16 protein-coding genes and 1 pseudogene are annotated in these 15,422 nt (G+C 46.2%); 14 read left to right on the top strand and 3 right to left on the bottom strand.

Going from position 1 to position 15,422, the window contains the following annotated elements; translation table 11 throughout:
* Positions 1-2 precede the first annotated feature (2 nt).
* From AB5916_RS09135 to AB5916_RS09200, 14 genes are all read left to right on the top strand, one after another.
* The gene (locus AB5916_RS09135; protein ID WP_368190457.1) at positions 3-1,199 is read left to right on the top strand and encodes a phage major capsid protein; all 1,197 of its coding nucleotides are present in this window, start codon (positions 3-5) and stop codon (positions 1,197-1,199) included.
* 17 nt (positions 1,200-1,216) lie between these two features.
* Complete coding sequence (locus AB5916_RS09140) at positions 1,217-1,606, top strand: hypothetical protein (protein ID WP_368190459.1); 390 nt, start codon at positions 1,217-1,219, stop codon at positions 1,604-1,606.
* Between the two features lie 2 nt (positions 1,607-1,608).
* Complete coding sequence (locus AB5916_RS09145) at positions 1,609-2,025, top strand: DUF6751 family protein (protein WP_368190460.1); 417 nt, start codon at positions 1,609-1,611, stop codon at positions 2,023-2,025.
* Positions 2,026-2,028: 3 nt separating this feature from the next.
* Positions 2,029-2,475: a minor capsid protein gene (locus AB5916_RS09150; RefSeq protein WP_368190461.1), complete on the top strand. Its 447-nt coding sequence runs from the start codon at positions 2,029-2,031 to the stop codon at positions 2,473-2,475.
* Positions 2,462-2,905 (top strand): hypothetical protein, encoded by a 444-nt coding sequence (locus AB5916_RS09155; RefSeq protein ID WP_368190462.1) that lies wholly within the window; start codon positions 2,462-2,464, stop codon positions 2,903-2,905. The genes AB5916_RS09150 and AB5916_RS09155 overlap by 14 nt, the downstream gene beginning before the upstream one ends.
* 29 nt (positions 2,906-2,934) lie before the next feature.
* Positions 2,935-3,432, top strand: coding sequence for a hypothetical protein (locus AB5916_RS09160; RefSeq protein ID WP_368190463.1), 498 nt, complete (start codon positions 2,935-2,937; stop codon positions 3,430-3,432).
* 20 nt (positions 3,433-3,452) lie between these two features.
* Positions 3,453-3,863 (top strand): hypothetical protein, encoded by a 411-nt coding sequence (locus AB5916_RS09165; protein WP_158420563.1) that lies wholly within the window; start codon positions 3,453-3,455, stop codon positions 3,861-3,863.
* Positions 3,863-4,447 carry a Gp15 family bacteriophage protein gene (locus tag AB5916_RS09170; protein WP_368190465.1) on the top strand — a complete coding sequence of 195 codons (585 nt, stop codon included), beginning with the start codon at positions 3,863-3,865 and terminating at the stop codon, positions 4,445-4,447. Before AB5916_RS09165 ends, AB5916_RS09170 begins: the two co-directional genes overlap by 1 nt.
* A gap of 16 nt (positions 4,448-4,463) precedes the next feature.
* Positions 4,464-8,453, top strand: a complete 3,990-nt coding sequence (locus AB5916_RS09175; RefSeq protein WP_368190467.1) for a hypothetical protein — start codon at positions 4,464-4,466, stop codon at positions 8,451-8,453.
* Positions 8,454-8,466: 13 nt separating this feature from the next.
* The gene (locus tag AB5916_RS09180; protein ID WP_368190468.1) at positions 8,467-8,847 is read left to right on the top strand and encodes a hypothetical protein; all 381 of its coding nucleotides are present in this window, start codon (positions 8,467-8,469) and stop codon (positions 8,845-8,847) included.
* Positions 8,844-12,047: a tail fiber domain-containing protein gene (locus AB5916_RS09185; RefSeq protein WP_368190469.1), complete on the top strand. Its 3,204-nt coding sequence runs from the start codon at positions 8,844-8,846 to the stop codon at positions 12,045-12,047. Before AB5916_RS09180 ends, AB5916_RS09185 begins: the two co-directional genes overlap by 4 nt.
* Positions 12,031-12,531, top strand: coding sequence for a hypothetical protein (locus AB5916_RS09190; protein WP_368190471.1), 501 nt, complete (start codon positions 12,031-12,033; stop codon positions 12,529-12,531). Before AB5916_RS09185 ends, AB5916_RS09190 begins: the two co-directional genes overlap by 17 nt.
* 467 nt (positions 12,532-12,998) lie before the next feature.
* The gene (locus AB5916_RS09195; protein WP_368190472.1) at positions 12,999-13,457 is read left to right on the top strand and encodes a holin family protein; all 459 of its coding nucleotides are present in this window, start codon (positions 12,999-13,001) and stop codon (positions 13,455-13,457) included.
* 30 nt (positions 13,458-13,487) lie between these two features.
* Positions 13,488-14,447: an N-acetylmuramoyl-L-alanine amidase gene (locus AB5916_RS09200; RefSeq protein WP_368190474.1), complete on the top strand. Its 960-nt coding sequence runs from the start codon at positions 13,488-13,490 to the stop codon at positions 14,445-14,447.
* 60 nt (positions 14,448-14,507) lie between these two features.
* Here AB5916_RS09200 and AB5916_RS09205 read toward each other — a convergent pair.
* From AB5916_RS09205 to AB5916_RS09215, 3 genes and pseudogenes are all read right to left on the bottom strand, one after another.
* Positions 14,508-14,714, bottom strand: a pseudogene (locus AB5916_RS09205) (manganese catalase family protein); the annotation flags it as partial.
* A gap of 6 nt (positions 14,715-14,720) precedes the next feature.
* Complete coding sequence (locus tag AB5916_RS09210) at positions 14,721-14,996, bottom strand: spore coat protein CotJB (protein ID WP_173726401.1); 276 nt, start codon at positions 14,994-14,996, stop codon at positions 14,721-14,723.
* Positions 14,993-15,325: a spore coat associated protein CotJA gene (locus AB5916_RS09215; RefSeq protein WP_317258452.1), complete on the bottom strand. Its 333-nt coding sequence runs from the start codon at positions 15,323-15,325 to the stop codon at positions 14,993-14,995. Before AB5916_RS09215 ends, AB5916_RS09210 begins: the two co-directional genes overlap by 4 nt.
* Positions 15,326-15,422 lie beyond the last annotated feature (97 nt).

Raw genomic sequence — 15,422 nt, forward strand, 5'->3', positions numbered from 1 at the left:
GAATGCCAGTAAATATTACAAACAGAGCCGATGCGGAGGCGATTATCCGCGAACAGATCGTATCCAGTATTTTCCAGGACGCGCCGAAAAATTCCGTGTTCATGAGCATGGCGAGAAAGCTTCCCAACATGACATCCAATCAGACCAGGATCCGTGTACTGGATTTCCTGCCAACTGCTTACTGGGTAGACGGCGATACAGGTATGAAGCAGACCACCAGACAGGCATGGGATAACGTATATCTGAATGCCGGTGAGCTGGCTGTAATCGCGCCGATCCCGGATGCAGTACTTTCTGACGCGGAGTTTGATATCTTCGGGGAGATCACCCCACGTATCATGGAGGCCATTGGCCAGAAGGTGGATGCAGCTGTTATCTTTGGGGATAACCGCCCAAGGGAGTGGCAGGCAGATATCATTACCCTGGCAAGGCAGGCCGGAAACAATGTGGCTGCCGCCACCGGAAAAGATTATTACGATCTGATTCTCGGAGATGGCGGCGTATTTGCCAAAGTAGAAACAGACGGCTTCGGCGTATCTGGAGCTGTGGCACCGATGAACTTTAAGGCAAAGCTTCGTGGTCTTCGTGACACCACAGGACAGCCGATCTTCAAAAACAACATGCAGGATGTGGCAAGGTACACCTTGGACGGTGCGCCCATCACATTCCCGGAGAATGGAGGCTTCTATCCGGAAATCGCTCAGCTTGTGGTTGGTGATTTCGGTCAGGCTGTGTACTCCATTCGTCAGGACGTAACTGTGAAGATTCTGGATCAGGGTGTTATTCAGGATCCGGTAACAAAGGAAATTGTGTACAACCTGGCACAGCAGGATATGACCGCACTTCGTGTTGTATTCCGTATGGGCTGGGCGCTTCCGAATCCGGCTACACGGATGAACGAAGACCGTACCGGCTGTGCGTTTGCATACTTGGAGCCGGGTACTCCTGCTACTACCCAGAAAGTTACTTTTACCGTAACGGATGGCGCAGAATCCAGCCCGAAAGCGTATGCAGGTGCACGAATTAACGTAGACGGTGCAATCCTTGTGACTGGAGCTGATGGAAAAGCAGAGTTTAACCTGCGTGCAGGTACATACACTGCGAAGATCAGCAAGAAAGGCTTTATCACAGTGACTGAAACCTTCACGGTAGCATCCACTGCGGTAACAAAGGCAATCACTCTTACAGCACAGTCCTGATAAAGGAGGGAACGTCCATGTACGCTGATTATGGTTATTATACTGACGGCTATCTGCTGGGGCGTTCCCCGGCAGTGCCAGAGGCAGTATTTCCATACTGGGAAAAACAGGCAGAGCGTGTGCTGAATCAGTACACCTTTAGCCGTCTGGCTTCTAATTTCGGGCTTATTACGGACGAGGTGAAAGATTGTGCCTGTGAGCTTGCAGAACTGCTGTATCAGGCGGACAGGACCTCACAGCAGGCATCTGAACAGGGCGGATTCCTTACATCGTTTTCCAATGACGGGGAATCCGGAACCTTTGACCTGTCCCAGTCAAATTTCACAGAAGAAGGGAAAGCCAGGAAGACGAAGGAGATCATTTACCGGTATCTGGGGAACACCGGGCTTTTGTATCAGGGGGTGTGAGCATGAACCAGAATTATACCCGCACAATTACCTTATACAATCGGATTCGTGCCGGTGACAGCACGGATAAAAAGGAACACTGGAACCGGACGGTGCTCCATAACTGCTTCTGGAAATCACAGGTAAATACAGGCTTTAACGGTACCCAGGCAAGCGTCCAGAATACCTATGTGGTGCGGATCCCAAAGGATGAACGGTATCTTGCCTATGCAGAATATGCAAAGGATCCGAAGGGGCATTTTACAGCTTCCCAGGATGATCTTGTTGTACTAGGGGAATGCAGCGAAGAGATCAACGGAACTGCAGGGCATACAGCTGCACAGGTGCTGAACAGACGCAAGCCGGATGCATTTAAGGTGACAGCCTTTTCAGATAACACAGCATTTCCGCTGGCAAAGCATTACAGACTGGGGGGATGATCCTTGGACGCGAAGGTTGAATGGAACAGTACACCGGAGGAGATTGTAAAGAAGAAGCTTGGCGGCAGACAGGGAATGCTGTTTCTTGCCAATCAGGCAGCTGCTTTAATGGATCCATATGTGCCGGCCGATAACCTGGTACTTGCCCAGAACGTGGACATTACGGCTGATGATGATACAGGATATATCACTTATAACAGCCCTTATGCACATTATCAGTATATGGGCGAGGTATACGGCCCTAATATTCCAATCTATGACGGTGGGGAGCTGATGGGGTTCTGGTCACCACCCCATAAGACACCCACAGGCAGGAAGCTGAAATACAGCACATTCCGGCATCCTCTTGCAACAGATCACTGGGATCAGGCCATGATGACGGCAAGGAAGGACGAACTGGCAGCTGCATATACAAGGTATCTGAAGGAGGGCGGCCATGACAAAACATGATGCTGTTAAGGCATTTTTTGAACCAAAGGTTGAGGAATTGTGCGGGGACATCCTTAACTTTAACTTTTCCCCGGAATCCCCTGACAGTTTTTCACTGGTGACGCAGTATTCAGATAAGGTTCTGAAAAAATATGTGTGTGGGGATGAACAGAAGGCCTATGGATTTTCCATTATCATTGTAAAGGCCTATTCTTCCGGGCAGGACGACCTGAACCTGGAAGCTATGAATTTTGCGCAGGCTTTTATGGACTGGCTGGAAGACCAGGACAGGCAGAAGAATTACCCGGACTTTGGGGAAAAATGCAGGATCCAGAAAATGGAAAACCTGCAGAATATGCCTAACCTGTCCGGGGTGAATTACCAGGAAGGACTGGCGCGGTACATGATCCAGGCACGGATTGTTTACCGGACCATTGCAAATGATTTTTAAAGCCCTGATGGGCAGAAAGGAAGAAAAATATGATTGAAAGAAAATATCTGGCGCATTATCTGGATTCCAGTTTTGGAGGAGAAACAGCTGCTTATGTGCGGATTGGCAAAGACCTGGAAGAATATAACGAAGAACTGAATCCGGACGTTGAGTTGAAGAAAAATATCCTGGGTGAGCAGTCCGTGCACCATTCCGGATATGAAGCCCAGGCAGATGTGGATCCGTTCTATTATGAGGATTATGACGATGCTCTGTCCAATAAGATCCTTGAGCTGGCTAACACCAAGGCTACCGGTGATAAGTGCAAAACCACCATGGTGGATGTGCTGCTGAAACCGGGAGCCACGGAGGATGCAGCACCAACCAGCGTTTGGGCTTACAAAGAAGATGTATACATCATCCCTAATTCTGTGGGCGGTGATACATCTGGTATCCAGACACCGTTTACTGTGTATAAGGCAGGCAACAGGGTAAAGGGAACCTGGAATGTGACTACAAAAGCGTTCACAGCGGATGCAACTGCGTGATCATAAGGAGGGCATAGACCATGGCAAAACAGATAAAAACCAATATTTCCATTGAGGAATATGAGTTTCTTGACGCAAAAGGAAACCATCTGTTTACCATCTCCTTTAATCCGGCGGACATTGATATTGCCCGCCGGTATGACAAGGTGGTGGAATATCTGAATGAGGCGGCGAAAAAGAAATTGGAAACCCAGGAGGCACTGTTTGAGCTGGGGGACGGTTTGAAGGAGAAGCTGGATGGGCTGTTTAACGCTGACATTTCTACCGCTATTTTTTCCGTGATGAATCCGTTTACACCGCTTGCAAACGGGAAGCTGTATGTGGAGGAGATTGTGGAACAGCTGGGTAAAGTAATCGAAGCGGAGATGAACATCCGGCTTAAAAAGGTACAGAGCCGCCAGAACAAATATACGGCAAAGTACCATAAGTGATGAATGCCTGGGAGCTTCCCACTTCTCTGCATGTAGGCGATACGGATTATAAGATCCAGACAGATTTCCGGGTAGTTCTGGACATTTTGGAAGCCATGAACGACCCGGATCTTTTTCTGCCAGATGCATCAGAAGAGGAGATTGCCTTGGTGAGGAGTGACACCATGGTACAGATCCTCTATGAAGATTACCAGACAATACCGCCGGAAGACTTGGCAGAAGCCTGTGAAAAGGCATTGGACTTCATTGATATGGGAATGAAGGATGATGGGAAGAAAAAGCCCCATACCATGGACTGGCAGCAGGATGCCCAGATCATCATTCCTGCTATCAACCGGGTTCAGGGGTGTGAGATCCGTGCGCTTCCCTATCTTCATTGGTGGACATTCCTGGGGGCTTATATGGAGATTGGTGACTGCCTGTTTTCACAGGTGGTCAATATCCGGCAGAAGAAGGCAAAACACAAGAAGCTGGAAAAGTGGGAAAAGGAATTTTTGAATGCAAATAAGGATCTGATCACCTTGCAGAAGAAGATCAGTGTGGAACAGAAAAAAGAAATGGACAATCTGGAAAAATGGCTGTAGGAGGTGAGGTGTAAATATGGCTGATGGAAAACTTGTAATCGATGTAACCGTGAATCAGGTGGGGGCAAAGGCCGGTATGCAAAAGCTGGAAGCATCTCTGCGAAAAATGGCCGAAAGCGTAAAAGGAATTGGGGAGACTGCCGAGTTGGCTATCCGAAAGCAGATAGATTCTTTTTCCAGATTAGGTTCCCAGTATGATAGACAAACACAGAAAGTAGAAAGCCTGAAACAGAAGCTGACGCAGCTGTCCGAGGTGAAGGTTGAGACAGATGAGTATAAAAAACTAAGCTCCGAACTGGAAACATTGGCGGATAAAGGCGCTGAGGTAGAAAGTAAGCTGTCTGAGTGGAAGGAACTGGGCGTTCCCGAAAATGAATCAGGTAGTTTTAAGGCGCTTGAGAAAGAACTGGATCAGCTTGAAGAAAAAATGGATGTTATCCAAAACAAGCGGGCAGAAATGAAACAGAATGGAACCGCTTATAATAACCCTGAAAGTTCACAGGAGTACAAGGATACAGCTGACCAATTAGTGGCGGAACAGGAAAAACTGGATCAGATGAACTCACGCCTGGGAACTTCATACGATACCATCAAGCTTAAGATTGATGAATACCGAAAAGCTTTAAATGAAGCGGATAGCTCTGTCCAGAAAAACTCACAAAGTACCGGTATCCTGTCGGCAGCGCTTAACAGTTTAAAGAAAACATTTTCCTTTATACTGAAAAAGGCGCAGGCTCTTGCATCTGCATTTGGCGGAACAGTGGTGAGGGGGCTGAAGAAAATGTCAGCAGGTATCCTGGGAATCCACAAGTCTGCAAACAAAACGACTCTGACGCTAAAGAACCTGTTGAAGTACGGCCTGGGGATCCGCTCCCTGTTTGTGCTTTTCAATAAGCTACGTTCAGCAATCGTTGACGGGTTCAAGAACCTTGCACAGTACAGTGGATCCACCAACAACAGTATATCAGCACTGACAACGGCACTTACCCAGCTGAAAAACAGCTTTGCCACAGCGTTTAATCCGATCCTGTCCGTGGTGTCACCGATCCTGGTTACATTTATCAACCAGATTTCCAAAGCCTTGACCTATGTAGGAATGTTCATAGCGGCGCTTTCCGGGCAGAGCACATTTACAAAGGCCGTGGCTGCACAGGAAGATTATGCTGCCAGTCTGGACAAAACCTCACAGAATGCGAAAAAGGCTAAGAAATCCCTGACTGGGTATCTCAGTGGCCTTGATGAGATCCAGCGGTATGACGATAAGAAAACGGATGATACTGGCTCCACAAAGTATAAAGGACCGTCTCCAAGTGAGATGTTCGAGGAAACGCCAATTAATTCTACAATCAAAGATCTGGCAGATAAGATCAAAAAGCTTGTGGAAGAGCAAGATTGGGAGGGACTTGGAAAATTTGTTGCAGATGGCATTAATACCGGCCTGCAGTACGTATACAACGTGATCAGTTGGGACAATGTGGGGCCGAGGATCACGGCGTTCACAACCGCATTCACGACTGCATTTAACAGCCTTGTAGCAAATATTGACTGGCCACTTTTAGGGCGGACACTGGGAGCCGGACTGAATACTGCTGTATATACCCTTAATCAGCTGATCGGAACAGGCGGAATTGATTTTGCACAGATCGGAAGAGGTCTGGCAAAGGCTCTGAGAGGGATGATCGGAGAGATTGACTGGAAAGCCCTTGGAACCCTGTTAGGAAATAAGTTTATGATCCCGTGGCGGATGCTTTCTGGATTCGTAAAGGAAATGGGGCAGAAAGACGGCGCAGGGATCACCGGATGGAGGGCTCTTGGAAACGGTATCGGGAAAGCCATGACCGCCATGTTCCAGACCATCAGCATGTCTGATATTGCAGATGCTATTGTTGGTGTGATCAACGGGGCGTTCGATATCCTTGCAGGCTTTAATGAGGAATTTGACTGGGATGGCTTTAAGGAAAACCTGAAAACCGGATTTGAAAAGCTGATCAATGGGATCAAGTGGGAAGATAATGGAAAAGTTTTTGGCGATTTCTTAAATAACCTTTGTGACTGTATAGAGGCCGGCCTTGATGATAACACGTTCTATGATCTGGGAGAGGGTATTGGTACCTTTATTGCACGGCTTCCCTGGTTGAGACTTTTGAAAGATGTGGGCCGTGCGATCATTGATGGTATTGGCGGTGCGTTATCAGGGCTTTGGAATGGTGAAGATGGGCTTTCTGGGAAGATCCTGGCAGGAATTTTACTGGCCATGACTGTAATAAAAATCAACAGCATTACCGGTGCCGGAGATCTTGCATGGACTATCACCAAAGCACTTGCATCAAAGTTGGGTGAAACGGAATGTGTAAAGCATTTGACCGGAGCAATCAAAAGCCTGCTGACTGGAGGGCTTTCCGGAGCAACAGAGGCGGTCGAAACTCTTGGTGAAGCGGCTGCAGGTGCCAGCGGAAGCGGCGGTGTTGGCGCTCTTGCAAACAGCTTAGGATCCTTCATTGGAACCGCCGGCATACTTGCCCTGATTGCTGCAGGGATGGGCGAAGGAACAAGAAAGCTTGCCGCGTGGGGAGATGAACTGCAGGGTGGAGATGGAAAAGTGTCCCACTATGGCACAACCATGCAGGAACTGGCAAAGAACCTGCAAGATGCAGGAACAATCTCCGGTGATACCAGGCAGGATCTGTTTTTTCTTAATGAGCAGCTGGAGGATACATCAACCCCGGAAGAATATGGGAAGAAGCTTGGGGATGCATTGTACAATGCCGGTGTTAATGCTTCTGAGCTTGAAGGGGCATTTGGTACGCTGCAGACCCAGACAAGCCTGACGGATGATGAAATTGATGCTATTACAGCTGCTATCGGGTATCTGAAAGATAAGACGACAGAAGCTAAGGATGTTACAAAGCTGTCTGCCGATCAGTATCAGGGGATGCATGACAAGTTACAGGAGCTTGGTATTGAACTTGGACTGACAACGGATCAGCTCAACGGTATCGATACAGCCCTGAATACACAGAAAGCATCCGGAGCAACTGCGGAAAAGGCTTACAAAGCTGTGAAAACTGCCATTGAAAATGTGGGTACTTCTACAGAGAATGTGGATAAGATCCTGGACACTCTGTTTCCACAGTCTTTAATGACAGCATCCGATTCAGCAAAAGAGCATTCCAAGGATATCAGTGAATCTGCAGATGGAGCCATTAAGAAAGTAAATGATTCTGTGGAAACAGCTTCTGAAGGGATTGGCACAGCGGCAAAGAAAACAGAAGAGGCAGCTGAAACAATCGGTACCTCTGCTGAGAACATCAAGAAAGATACAGATGACGCATTTGCGGATGTGGAAACGACTTCCTCTGAAAAGTGGGGTGGAGCATATAAGTCCGTATCTGACAATGTGGGTTCCATGTCTTCCGACACCAAAAGGGAAATGGACAGCGTAAAGTCCACCGTCCAGAGAAGCTGGGGTGATATATCCAGGAATACCGGAACCTATTGGGATAGGATTGCCAAAAAGGTTACAGATCATCTGGAGGACATGGCAGAGGCTGCAGGGACAGCAGCAGACCGGATTGCCCGAGAATTAAATGGTGTGGTTGACCGGATCAATGGCACAGTTGGAAACATCAACAATGCGTTGGCTTGTGTGGAAAACGCTTTTACGTTCACCTACAATTACGAAAACCCGGTAACAAAACAGAGCCAGAGGTACAGATCCTGGCTGAATCTGCCAAGGATCAACACGATTCCATACCTTGCTACCGGTGCAGTTATCCCGCCAAGGTCAGAGTTCCTTGCGGTTCTGGGTGATCAGAAGCAGGGAAACAATATTGAGGCACCGGAAGGACTGCTCCGTAAGATTTTCCGGGAGGAATCTGGCGGGAACCAGGGTGGCGGTAATATGCATTTTACAGCCCAGATCAACCGCAGGACGTTATTCGATGAAATGATCAGCGAAGCAAAACTACGCCAGATGAACAGTGGCAGCAACCCATTTGATCTTTAGGAAGGAGGTACACATGGCGGCAAAAGAAAGGTTTACGCTTAATAGTCAGATCATATGGCAGCCTGACAAAGATCTGGGGTATTCCCTGGAAACCACGTATACAAAAGATAGTACCCGGTCCCAAGGTGGGACTGGGCATTTTACGCCTATGTTTACAGTGGAGCAGTTTGCTTATACGGCATCCAATGTTCCCGTTGCAGAAGTCACAAAGATCCTGCAGATTATAGGAAAGGGAAAATCATTTACCCTGCACGCATTCAGTCCTTATTACGGAGCGTGGAGGGATGCACCTTTCTATGTTGGAAAGGGAAACCTATCCATTGGGATTTTATCAGAGGATCAGAAAACAATAAGCAGTCTGACATTTAACATGCAGGGGGTAAAACCGTTATGATCAATGTAACCAATGAATTTAAAGAGCTGATGAAGACCAGGACTGACTTCAAGGAGAATGCACAGATTACGTTTGCGGATGGGAGCACACTGAATCTGTCTGAAGATGATTTCTCCATGTCAAATAATGGTGTGGTGGACAGTGCAGGGGCAAATTCTATTCCCCTGGGCTGTGCAATCTGCCGGAATATCCAGATAGAACTTCTGAATGATGACGATCATCTGAAAGAGTATGACTTCTACGGAGCAAAGATCCGGCTATACCTCACCTTTGAACTGTCCGAAACTACAGAGAAAATTGAATACGGCACTTACACAGTGATCACGCCGGAAACTTATGGGACGACTGTTCTGGTGACGGCAGTTGATGATATGTATAAAGCGGATAAGGCATATACAACAGCACTTCCTTTTCCGGCAACAGCTGCGAACGTGCTGGCAGATGCCTGTACGATCTGTGGGATTACTTTGGGGAGCATCAGCTTCCTTCATAGTGATTACGTTATCCAGGAAAAGCCGTTTGATAAATACACCTACCGACAGGTCATCGGCTATATTGCAATGATCGCTTGCGGAAACGCAAGGATAGACCGGACCGGCCACCTGCAGATCATGACATACAGCTTTGACTGGACGAATGCCCATAAGCTTACTGAATGGTCAAATCTGACTGTTGATACCAGCGATATAACCGTCACAGGTATACAGATGGAGCGCACAGTAAAGCGGACGATTGACAGAAAGGAACAGGACGTAAAAGAAACAGTGCTTGCAGGAACGAAGAGATATGTACTGACTGTTGCAAATCCCCTTGTCGCAGGCAATGAGGGAACTTTGATCTCATGGATTTATGCAGTTTTTAAAGATGTGTCTTTCCGTAAGTTTGAAGGAGACAGCTTCGGGTATCCGATCGCTGAATTTATGGATATGGCGAAAATCACAGACTGGAAAGGGAATGAATACAACACTTTTCTGACGGATGTAAATTTTAACTTCTTTGGATTTACAACCATGAAGAACAGTGCAGAATCCGGACTGAGGCTTGCCAGTCAGTACAGTAACGGAGAAACCAGGGCAGATATCAAAGCAGCTGATCTGGTGAGTAGGGAGAGAACAGCAAGGGAAGCGGCTGTGCAAGAGCTTCAGGATGCAGCTGCCAATGCCAGCGGTATGTATGAAACCAGGGTGGAACTGGAAGACAAAAGTGTGATCACTTACCTGCATGACAAACCAACACTGGAAGAATCAATGGTTGTTATCAAGATCACTGCAGAAGCGGTAGCAGTTTCCAATGACGGAGGGAAGACATATCCATACGGTATGATCCTGACCGGTGATATGATCACCAAGATGCTGTATGCAGAAGGAATCAATGCAGATTATATCGATACAGGTACTCTTGTAGTCAGAGATAAAGATGGAAATGTAAAATTTCTGGTAGATCTGACTACAGGGCAGGTGGTCATAAATGCAGATTCCATCAAGATCGGTGGGCAGACTGTGGGGGATCTCATTGATGAGAAAACCAAAAGTCTTACAAGTAACCTGGTCATGAGCCTTACCAGCGATTACAGGGCTATTTCCGTGGACAGCAACGGGGATTATGGTACTTTTCCAGATGATATCATTACTGCACCTGCAGTTATGTATGGATCAGAAGATGTTACAGGGCAGTGTACTTATACTGTTGCCAAGTCTGACACCTTGACTGGTGCCTGGGATTCTACTAAAAGACAGTACACAGTTACAGGATTGACTGATGACACCGGATGGGTGGATATCACGGCTGTATATCTGGACAACCTAAGGGTCACAAAGAGATTTTCCGTTGCAAAGGTGTACGGCGGTGAAAGTGGCAGGACGTACAGCCTGATTAGTTCCAGCCAAATCATTAGAAAAACTGCTCAATCAGAACTGACACCGACATACGTTGATTTTACAGCTTACTACACAGTAGGAAAAGATATAACAAAATACCCTCTGAATGGTCGGTTTGTCATAGAGGAGGTGTTGAATGATGATGGTGTCTGGAGGACTGTATACACCAGTACGCAGGACGAATCAGAGGTGCGCAGGTCACTGTATACGATACTGACCACCAAGAATGGAAAGGTTCCCGTATCAAAAGACGGAAAATACGCTTTTGGATACCCAAGGGATGTTACCTCTATCAGATGCAGGTTCTATGCAGCAGGCGGTACTACTCAGCTTCTGGGAGAACAGACTTGTGCTGTTGTAGCAGACGCAACCGCACAGCTGTCCCAGTCAGATATCGTGGAGATCCTTAGTGATGGCGGCAGATGGAATGGACTGTATTACATAGATGGCAAGTTGTATATTTCATTCAGTGCGATGCTTGGTGGGGCGCTTACACTTGGAGGAATCGGAAATGGAAATGGTAAATTAGTAATCCGTGATAGTTCAGGAAAACAGATTGGGTACATTGATAATACAGGTGTAAATTTTGAAAAAGGTAAATTTTCTGGCTCACTTGAAGCTGCAATAGGAACATTTGCAGGTGAATTAACTGCACCTACTGGAAACATCGGCGGTTGGAAGATTAGTAATAATCCCCAGTGTATTTATTCAGGTGATGAGCCTGGAGATCCCGGAATAACATTGTATGCTTCTGGAAGAATGTTAATACAGTACATTGATACATCATCTGGTGTTATAGAAGCTGGGACTGGTCTCGATGTAATAGACGGTCGAATACACACGTGGCAGCAAACTCTGGAATCTGCAACATTGACTGATTGTGATCTGTCAAACCCAACAAGACTTTTAGATCCTCCAACTGTATCATCAGGTGGACATATTGTTTTCGCAGAAGATGGAAAGACGCTGGCATATTTAGGCAGTTCTTCCAAACGATACAAAAACCATGTAAAAGACATATCCGAAGAAGATGTGCAGAAACTATTTGAAATTCCGGTTGTGTACTTCAAATACAAACCTGGATATTTGGAAGATGATGATTCCAAAGTTGATACTCCAATTCCAGGATTTTATGCAGAAGATATGGAACAGGCTTTCCCAGATGCCGTCCGTTACGAAAACGGAAAGGTTGAGGACTGGAATTACAGAACATTAATCCCGGCAATGGAAAAACAGATCCAGATTTTATATAAGCAGAACCAGGAACTTATGAAAGCAATAAAAGAATTAAAGGAGGCACAGAACAATGGCAACAAGCTTTGAACCAATTAAATTTGCAAACTTAACAGAAAAGACAACTGCACCGTCAGACGCAGACATTATCGTGATTGAGGATTCCACAGCAACCAAGAAAGCAAAATGGAGCAACCTGATAAGCTGGATTAAGTCCAAGTTGAATATCGGGTCCGCTGATATTTCCGGTATCGGTGATGGAACAATAACCGGAGCAGTTAGTACACTAAACACGAAGATAGATCTAAAAGGAACTTATCGCGCAAATGTGCCTGCTGTTGTTGCAGGGAACTTTGTAGGATTCCTGTTTATCACAATTCCAAACGCTGATTCTTATTCTATCGAAATTACAGATGTTACCGTATTTGGAGGGACGGATAAAGCGTCATTTGCATGGACGATAGCTAAAAGTAAACTAGGAATCAATGTTCAAATAAATAATTCTGACGCTGCATATTTCTTCGGAACGGCACATCCCAATAGGTTGTGGACATTGACCATTAAGATATCATAGTTATTGAACCCCATATACAGTTATCTGCCGCCCAGAACCACCGATATACAACCCAACCTGCGTGTCGCTATTGTAGCAAGCATAACATTTGATTGTACCGTACTCACTTAACATTGCAGTGCGGTTTGTACTATTACAAGTTTTAAAAACGCTGATCGGATAGATTACGGGTGGAAATTGAGACATATTTCCGTCATTGATGCAGAATATAATGTATCTGTACTGTGTTAATGATGGAACATTAAAATTCATCCATGCACCAGCAGTAGTTGTGGCAACTAACTGTACCATAGATGCATTTATCTTCGTGTTTTATCAATCAATTCCATCTGAGTCCCTGAAAATCAGGTGTTGAGCTGACATTGATTGCGAAAGGAGAAAATTGCATGAATGAACCCAGAGCAAGACCGTAGCAGGTCTTATTTTTGTGCCATAAAATATCATATAAGAAAAGGAGAACATAAATTATGAAGGTGATTGATACGTATAATGCTATTGTTGGGAGCATCGTAGCAGTGCTGTCCTATATCTTTGGAGAGCATTGGATCTTGTTTGCACTGTTCTTGGCGTTCAACCTGGCGGACTGGATTACCGGCTGGATGAAGAGCCGGATCGCACACAAGGAAAACTCCAAGGCAGGGTGGAAAGGTGTGCTTAAGAAGCTGGGTTACTGGATCATGATTGCGGTTGCTTTTGGTGCATCTGCGGTATTTGTAGAGATCGGCAAGACAATTGGCGTTGACCTGGGAATTACAACTTTGCTGGGCTGGTTTGTCCTGGCTTCCCTGCTGGTCAATGAGATCCGGTCCATCTGTGAGAATTTCGTAGAAGCTGGGTATAATGTGCCACAGATCCTGATCAGAGGCCTGGAAGTAGCCGACAAAGCAATTAATAAGGAAGCAGATACGGGTTCAGGGGACGAGTGATCGTCCTCTTTTTCTTTTGGAGGGAAAATTATGAAAATCATTAAATCTATCCTTACAAAAAATCCCTGCTATACAGCAGGACGAAAAATAACAGTCAAAGGCCTGATGCTCCATTCCGTTGGATGTGCTCAGCCGTCCGCAAAGGTTTTTGTGAATATGTGGAACAGCCCATCTTATGGCGCTGCCTGCGTCCATGGGTTCATTGACGGAAATGATGGAACTATCTATCAGACACTTCCCTGGAATCACAGGGGCTGGCATTGCGGATCCGGCCGGAACGGATCTGGAAACAACACACATATCGGCGTGGAGATGTGTGAGCCTGCAACGATCCGGTATACAGGTGGCAGTACATTTACATGCTCCAATCTGGCAGATGCAAGAGCCTGCGCGAGACGTACATACAACGCTGCTGTAGAACTGTTTGCCTACTTGTGCAAAGAGTATAGCCTCAACCCGATGAAAGACGGCGTGATCCTGTCCCATGCGGAGGGCAATGCAAGGGGAATTGCAACAAACCACGGAGATCCGGAGCATCTGTGGAGAGGTCTGGCATTACCGTATACCATGAATACCTTCCGAAAAGCCGTCAAGCTGAAAATGGAAGGGAAAACCGGAACCGTGCAGGAACCTGCAAAAGCCGATACCGGTCAGAAAACCGACACTCAGAAGCCAGCCACAAAGAAATACTACCGGGTTCGGAAATCCTGGGGAGACGCCGCTAGTCAGTTGAGAGCGTTTGAGAGCCTGGAACTTGCCAAGAAACGGGCAGATCAGTCCAAGGGTTATAAGGTCTACGATTCCAACGGCAAGCAGGTATATCCAAAGACAGAGACTACGAGCACCACTAAAAAGAAGTCTGTAACCGCACTGGCCAAAGAGGTAATTGCCGGCAAGTGGGGAGTAGGAGAAGACAGAAAAAAGAGGCTGACGGCAGCAGGATATGACTATGCAGCCGTGCAGAAGAAAGTGAATGAAATGCTGAAATAAAAAGTCCCGGCAGGTACCCCATCTGCCGGGAATATTGTATCATCTGAACCATTGATAACCTAAATGGGCCAGTTCTTCAGTTCCAATATCGTTTAAAACGGCTGTTGCCATTCGATTTGGCATTGTAAAGCGCTGGGACAAATATCTAAGTGATGCACCAATTTCTCCATCCGGGCCACCATATTGACTCATGATATACTGCGCAGCCTTGGCATTTGGTGTGGTAATGTTTACAGGGTACTGTAGTCTTTTTTCATAATTCCACATACTTGCTCACACTCCTTCCTTTTCCCATGGGAATGGCTGATCCATCCAGTTCCAGACAGTGCTGGTGTCCATAGAAGCATCATCTACTGTGAGGGGGCCGTAGGTCCGAGCATATTCTGCCATTAAATTTTTACGACATGAAACTGCCTCTTGGTAATAAGAAAGAGCTTTCTGGTCATGAGGATGGGTATCCAGATAAAGAAGAATATCGTTTACAGTAAAACTGTTTTCGTTAATTTTGTTTAAAAGCCTGGATCTGTCCTGATTTTTAGAACAATTCATCTGCAGCCACCTCTCTTTCCGCAAAATGGTTTGCAAAGTTGTGGGAAAATGGTACCTGCTTGTAAAGCATACCCTGGTTCATAAACAGAAGACATTTGTTGATCAGGAACATAAGCCATTGTAACTGGAAGATGTTGAAGATGCTGAAACATTTCACAAATGTTTTCTGAAGGTTTGGGCATAGGGCAGGATTTTTTGAATGAAGGTGTATTTGAACAGAAATTATTGTTGGAATCATCTGAGTGAATGGGCATAGGCGTCTGGTTCATCATTCCACAGGTTCGCTGGTAGGGACGACAGCAGGGACGCATAGAAGAATTTCGTTCCATATAGATGTCCTTTCTGAATAATAAGAACGGTTACCATATAGCTTATGAGAAAACATGAAAAATGGTTATTAAGCAACAGAATGGTCATACTTCAGGA

This window comes from Blautia sp. 1033sp1_1033st1_G9_1033SCRN_220408 (assembly GCF_040929965.1).
In the GTDB taxonomy this organism is placed as follows: domain Bacteria; phylum Bacillota; class Clostridia; order Lachnospirales; family Lachnospiraceae; genus Blautia_A; species Blautia_A ammoniilytica.

What these genes read in the sequence shown, in the direction of transcription:
- AB5916_RS09135 (WP_368190457.1), top strand. Translation starts at nt 3, where the DNA reads ATGCCAGTAAATATTACAAACAGAGCCGATGCGGAGGCGATTATCCGC.
- AB5916_RS09140 (WP_368190459.1), top strand. Translation starts at nt 1,217, where the DNA reads ATGTACGCTGATTATGGTTATTATACTGACGGCTATCTGCTGGGGCGT.
- AB5916_RS09145 (WP_368190460.1), top strand. Translation starts at nt 1,609, where the DNA reads ATGAACCAGAATTATACCCGCACAATTACCTTATACAATCGGATTCGT.
- AB5916_RS09155 (WP_368190462.1), top strand. Translation starts at nt 2,462, where the DNA reads ATGACAAAACATGATGCTGTTAAGGCATTTTTTGAACCAAAGGTTGAG.
- AB5916_RS09160 (WP_368190463.1), top strand. Translation starts at nt 2,935, where the DNA reads ATGATTGAAAGAAAATATCTGGCGCATTATCTGGATTCCAGTTTTGGA.
- AB5916_RS09165 (WP_158420563.1), top strand. Translation starts at nt 3,453, where the DNA reads ATGGCAAAACAGATAAAAACCAATATTTCCATTGAGGAATATGAGTTT.
- AB5916_RS09170 (WP_368190465.1), top strand. Translation starts at nt 3,863, where the DNA reads ATGAATGCCTGGGAGCTTCCCACTTCTCTGCATGTAGGCGATACGGAT.
- AB5916_RS09175 (WP_368190467.1), top strand. Translation starts at nt 4,464, where the DNA reads ATGGCTGATGGAAAACTTGTAATCGATGTAACCGTGAATCAGGTGGGG.
- AB5916_RS09180 (WP_368190468.1), top strand. Translation starts at nt 8,467, where the DNA reads ATGGCGGCAAAAGAAAGGTTTACGCTTAATAGTCAGATCATATGGCAG.
- AB5916_RS09185 (WP_368190469.1), top strand. Translation starts at nt 8,844, where the DNA reads ATGATCAATGTAACCAATGAATTTAAAGAGCTGATGAAGACCAGGACT.
- AB5916_RS09190 (WP_368190471.1), top strand. Translation starts at nt 12,031, where the DNA reads ATGGCAACAAGCTTTGAACCAATTAAATTTGCAAACTTAACAGAAAAG.
- AB5916_RS09195 (WP_368190472.1), top strand. Translation starts at nt 12,999, where the DNA reads ATGAAGGTGATTGATACGTATAATGCTATTGTTGGGAGCATCGTAGCA.
- AB5916_RS09200 (WP_368190474.1), top strand. Translation starts at nt 13,488, where the DNA reads ATGAAAATCATTAAATCTATCCTTACAAAAAATCCCTGCTATACAGCA.
- AB5916_RS09210 (WP_173726401.1), bottom strand. Translation starts at nt 14,996, where the DNA reads ATGAATTGTTCTAAAAATCAGGACAGATCCAGGCTTTTAAACAAAATT.
- AB5916_RS09215 (WP_317258452.1), bottom strand. Translation starts at nt 15,325, where the DNA reads ATGGAACGAAATTCTTCTATGCGTCCCTGCTGTCGTCCCTACCAGCGA.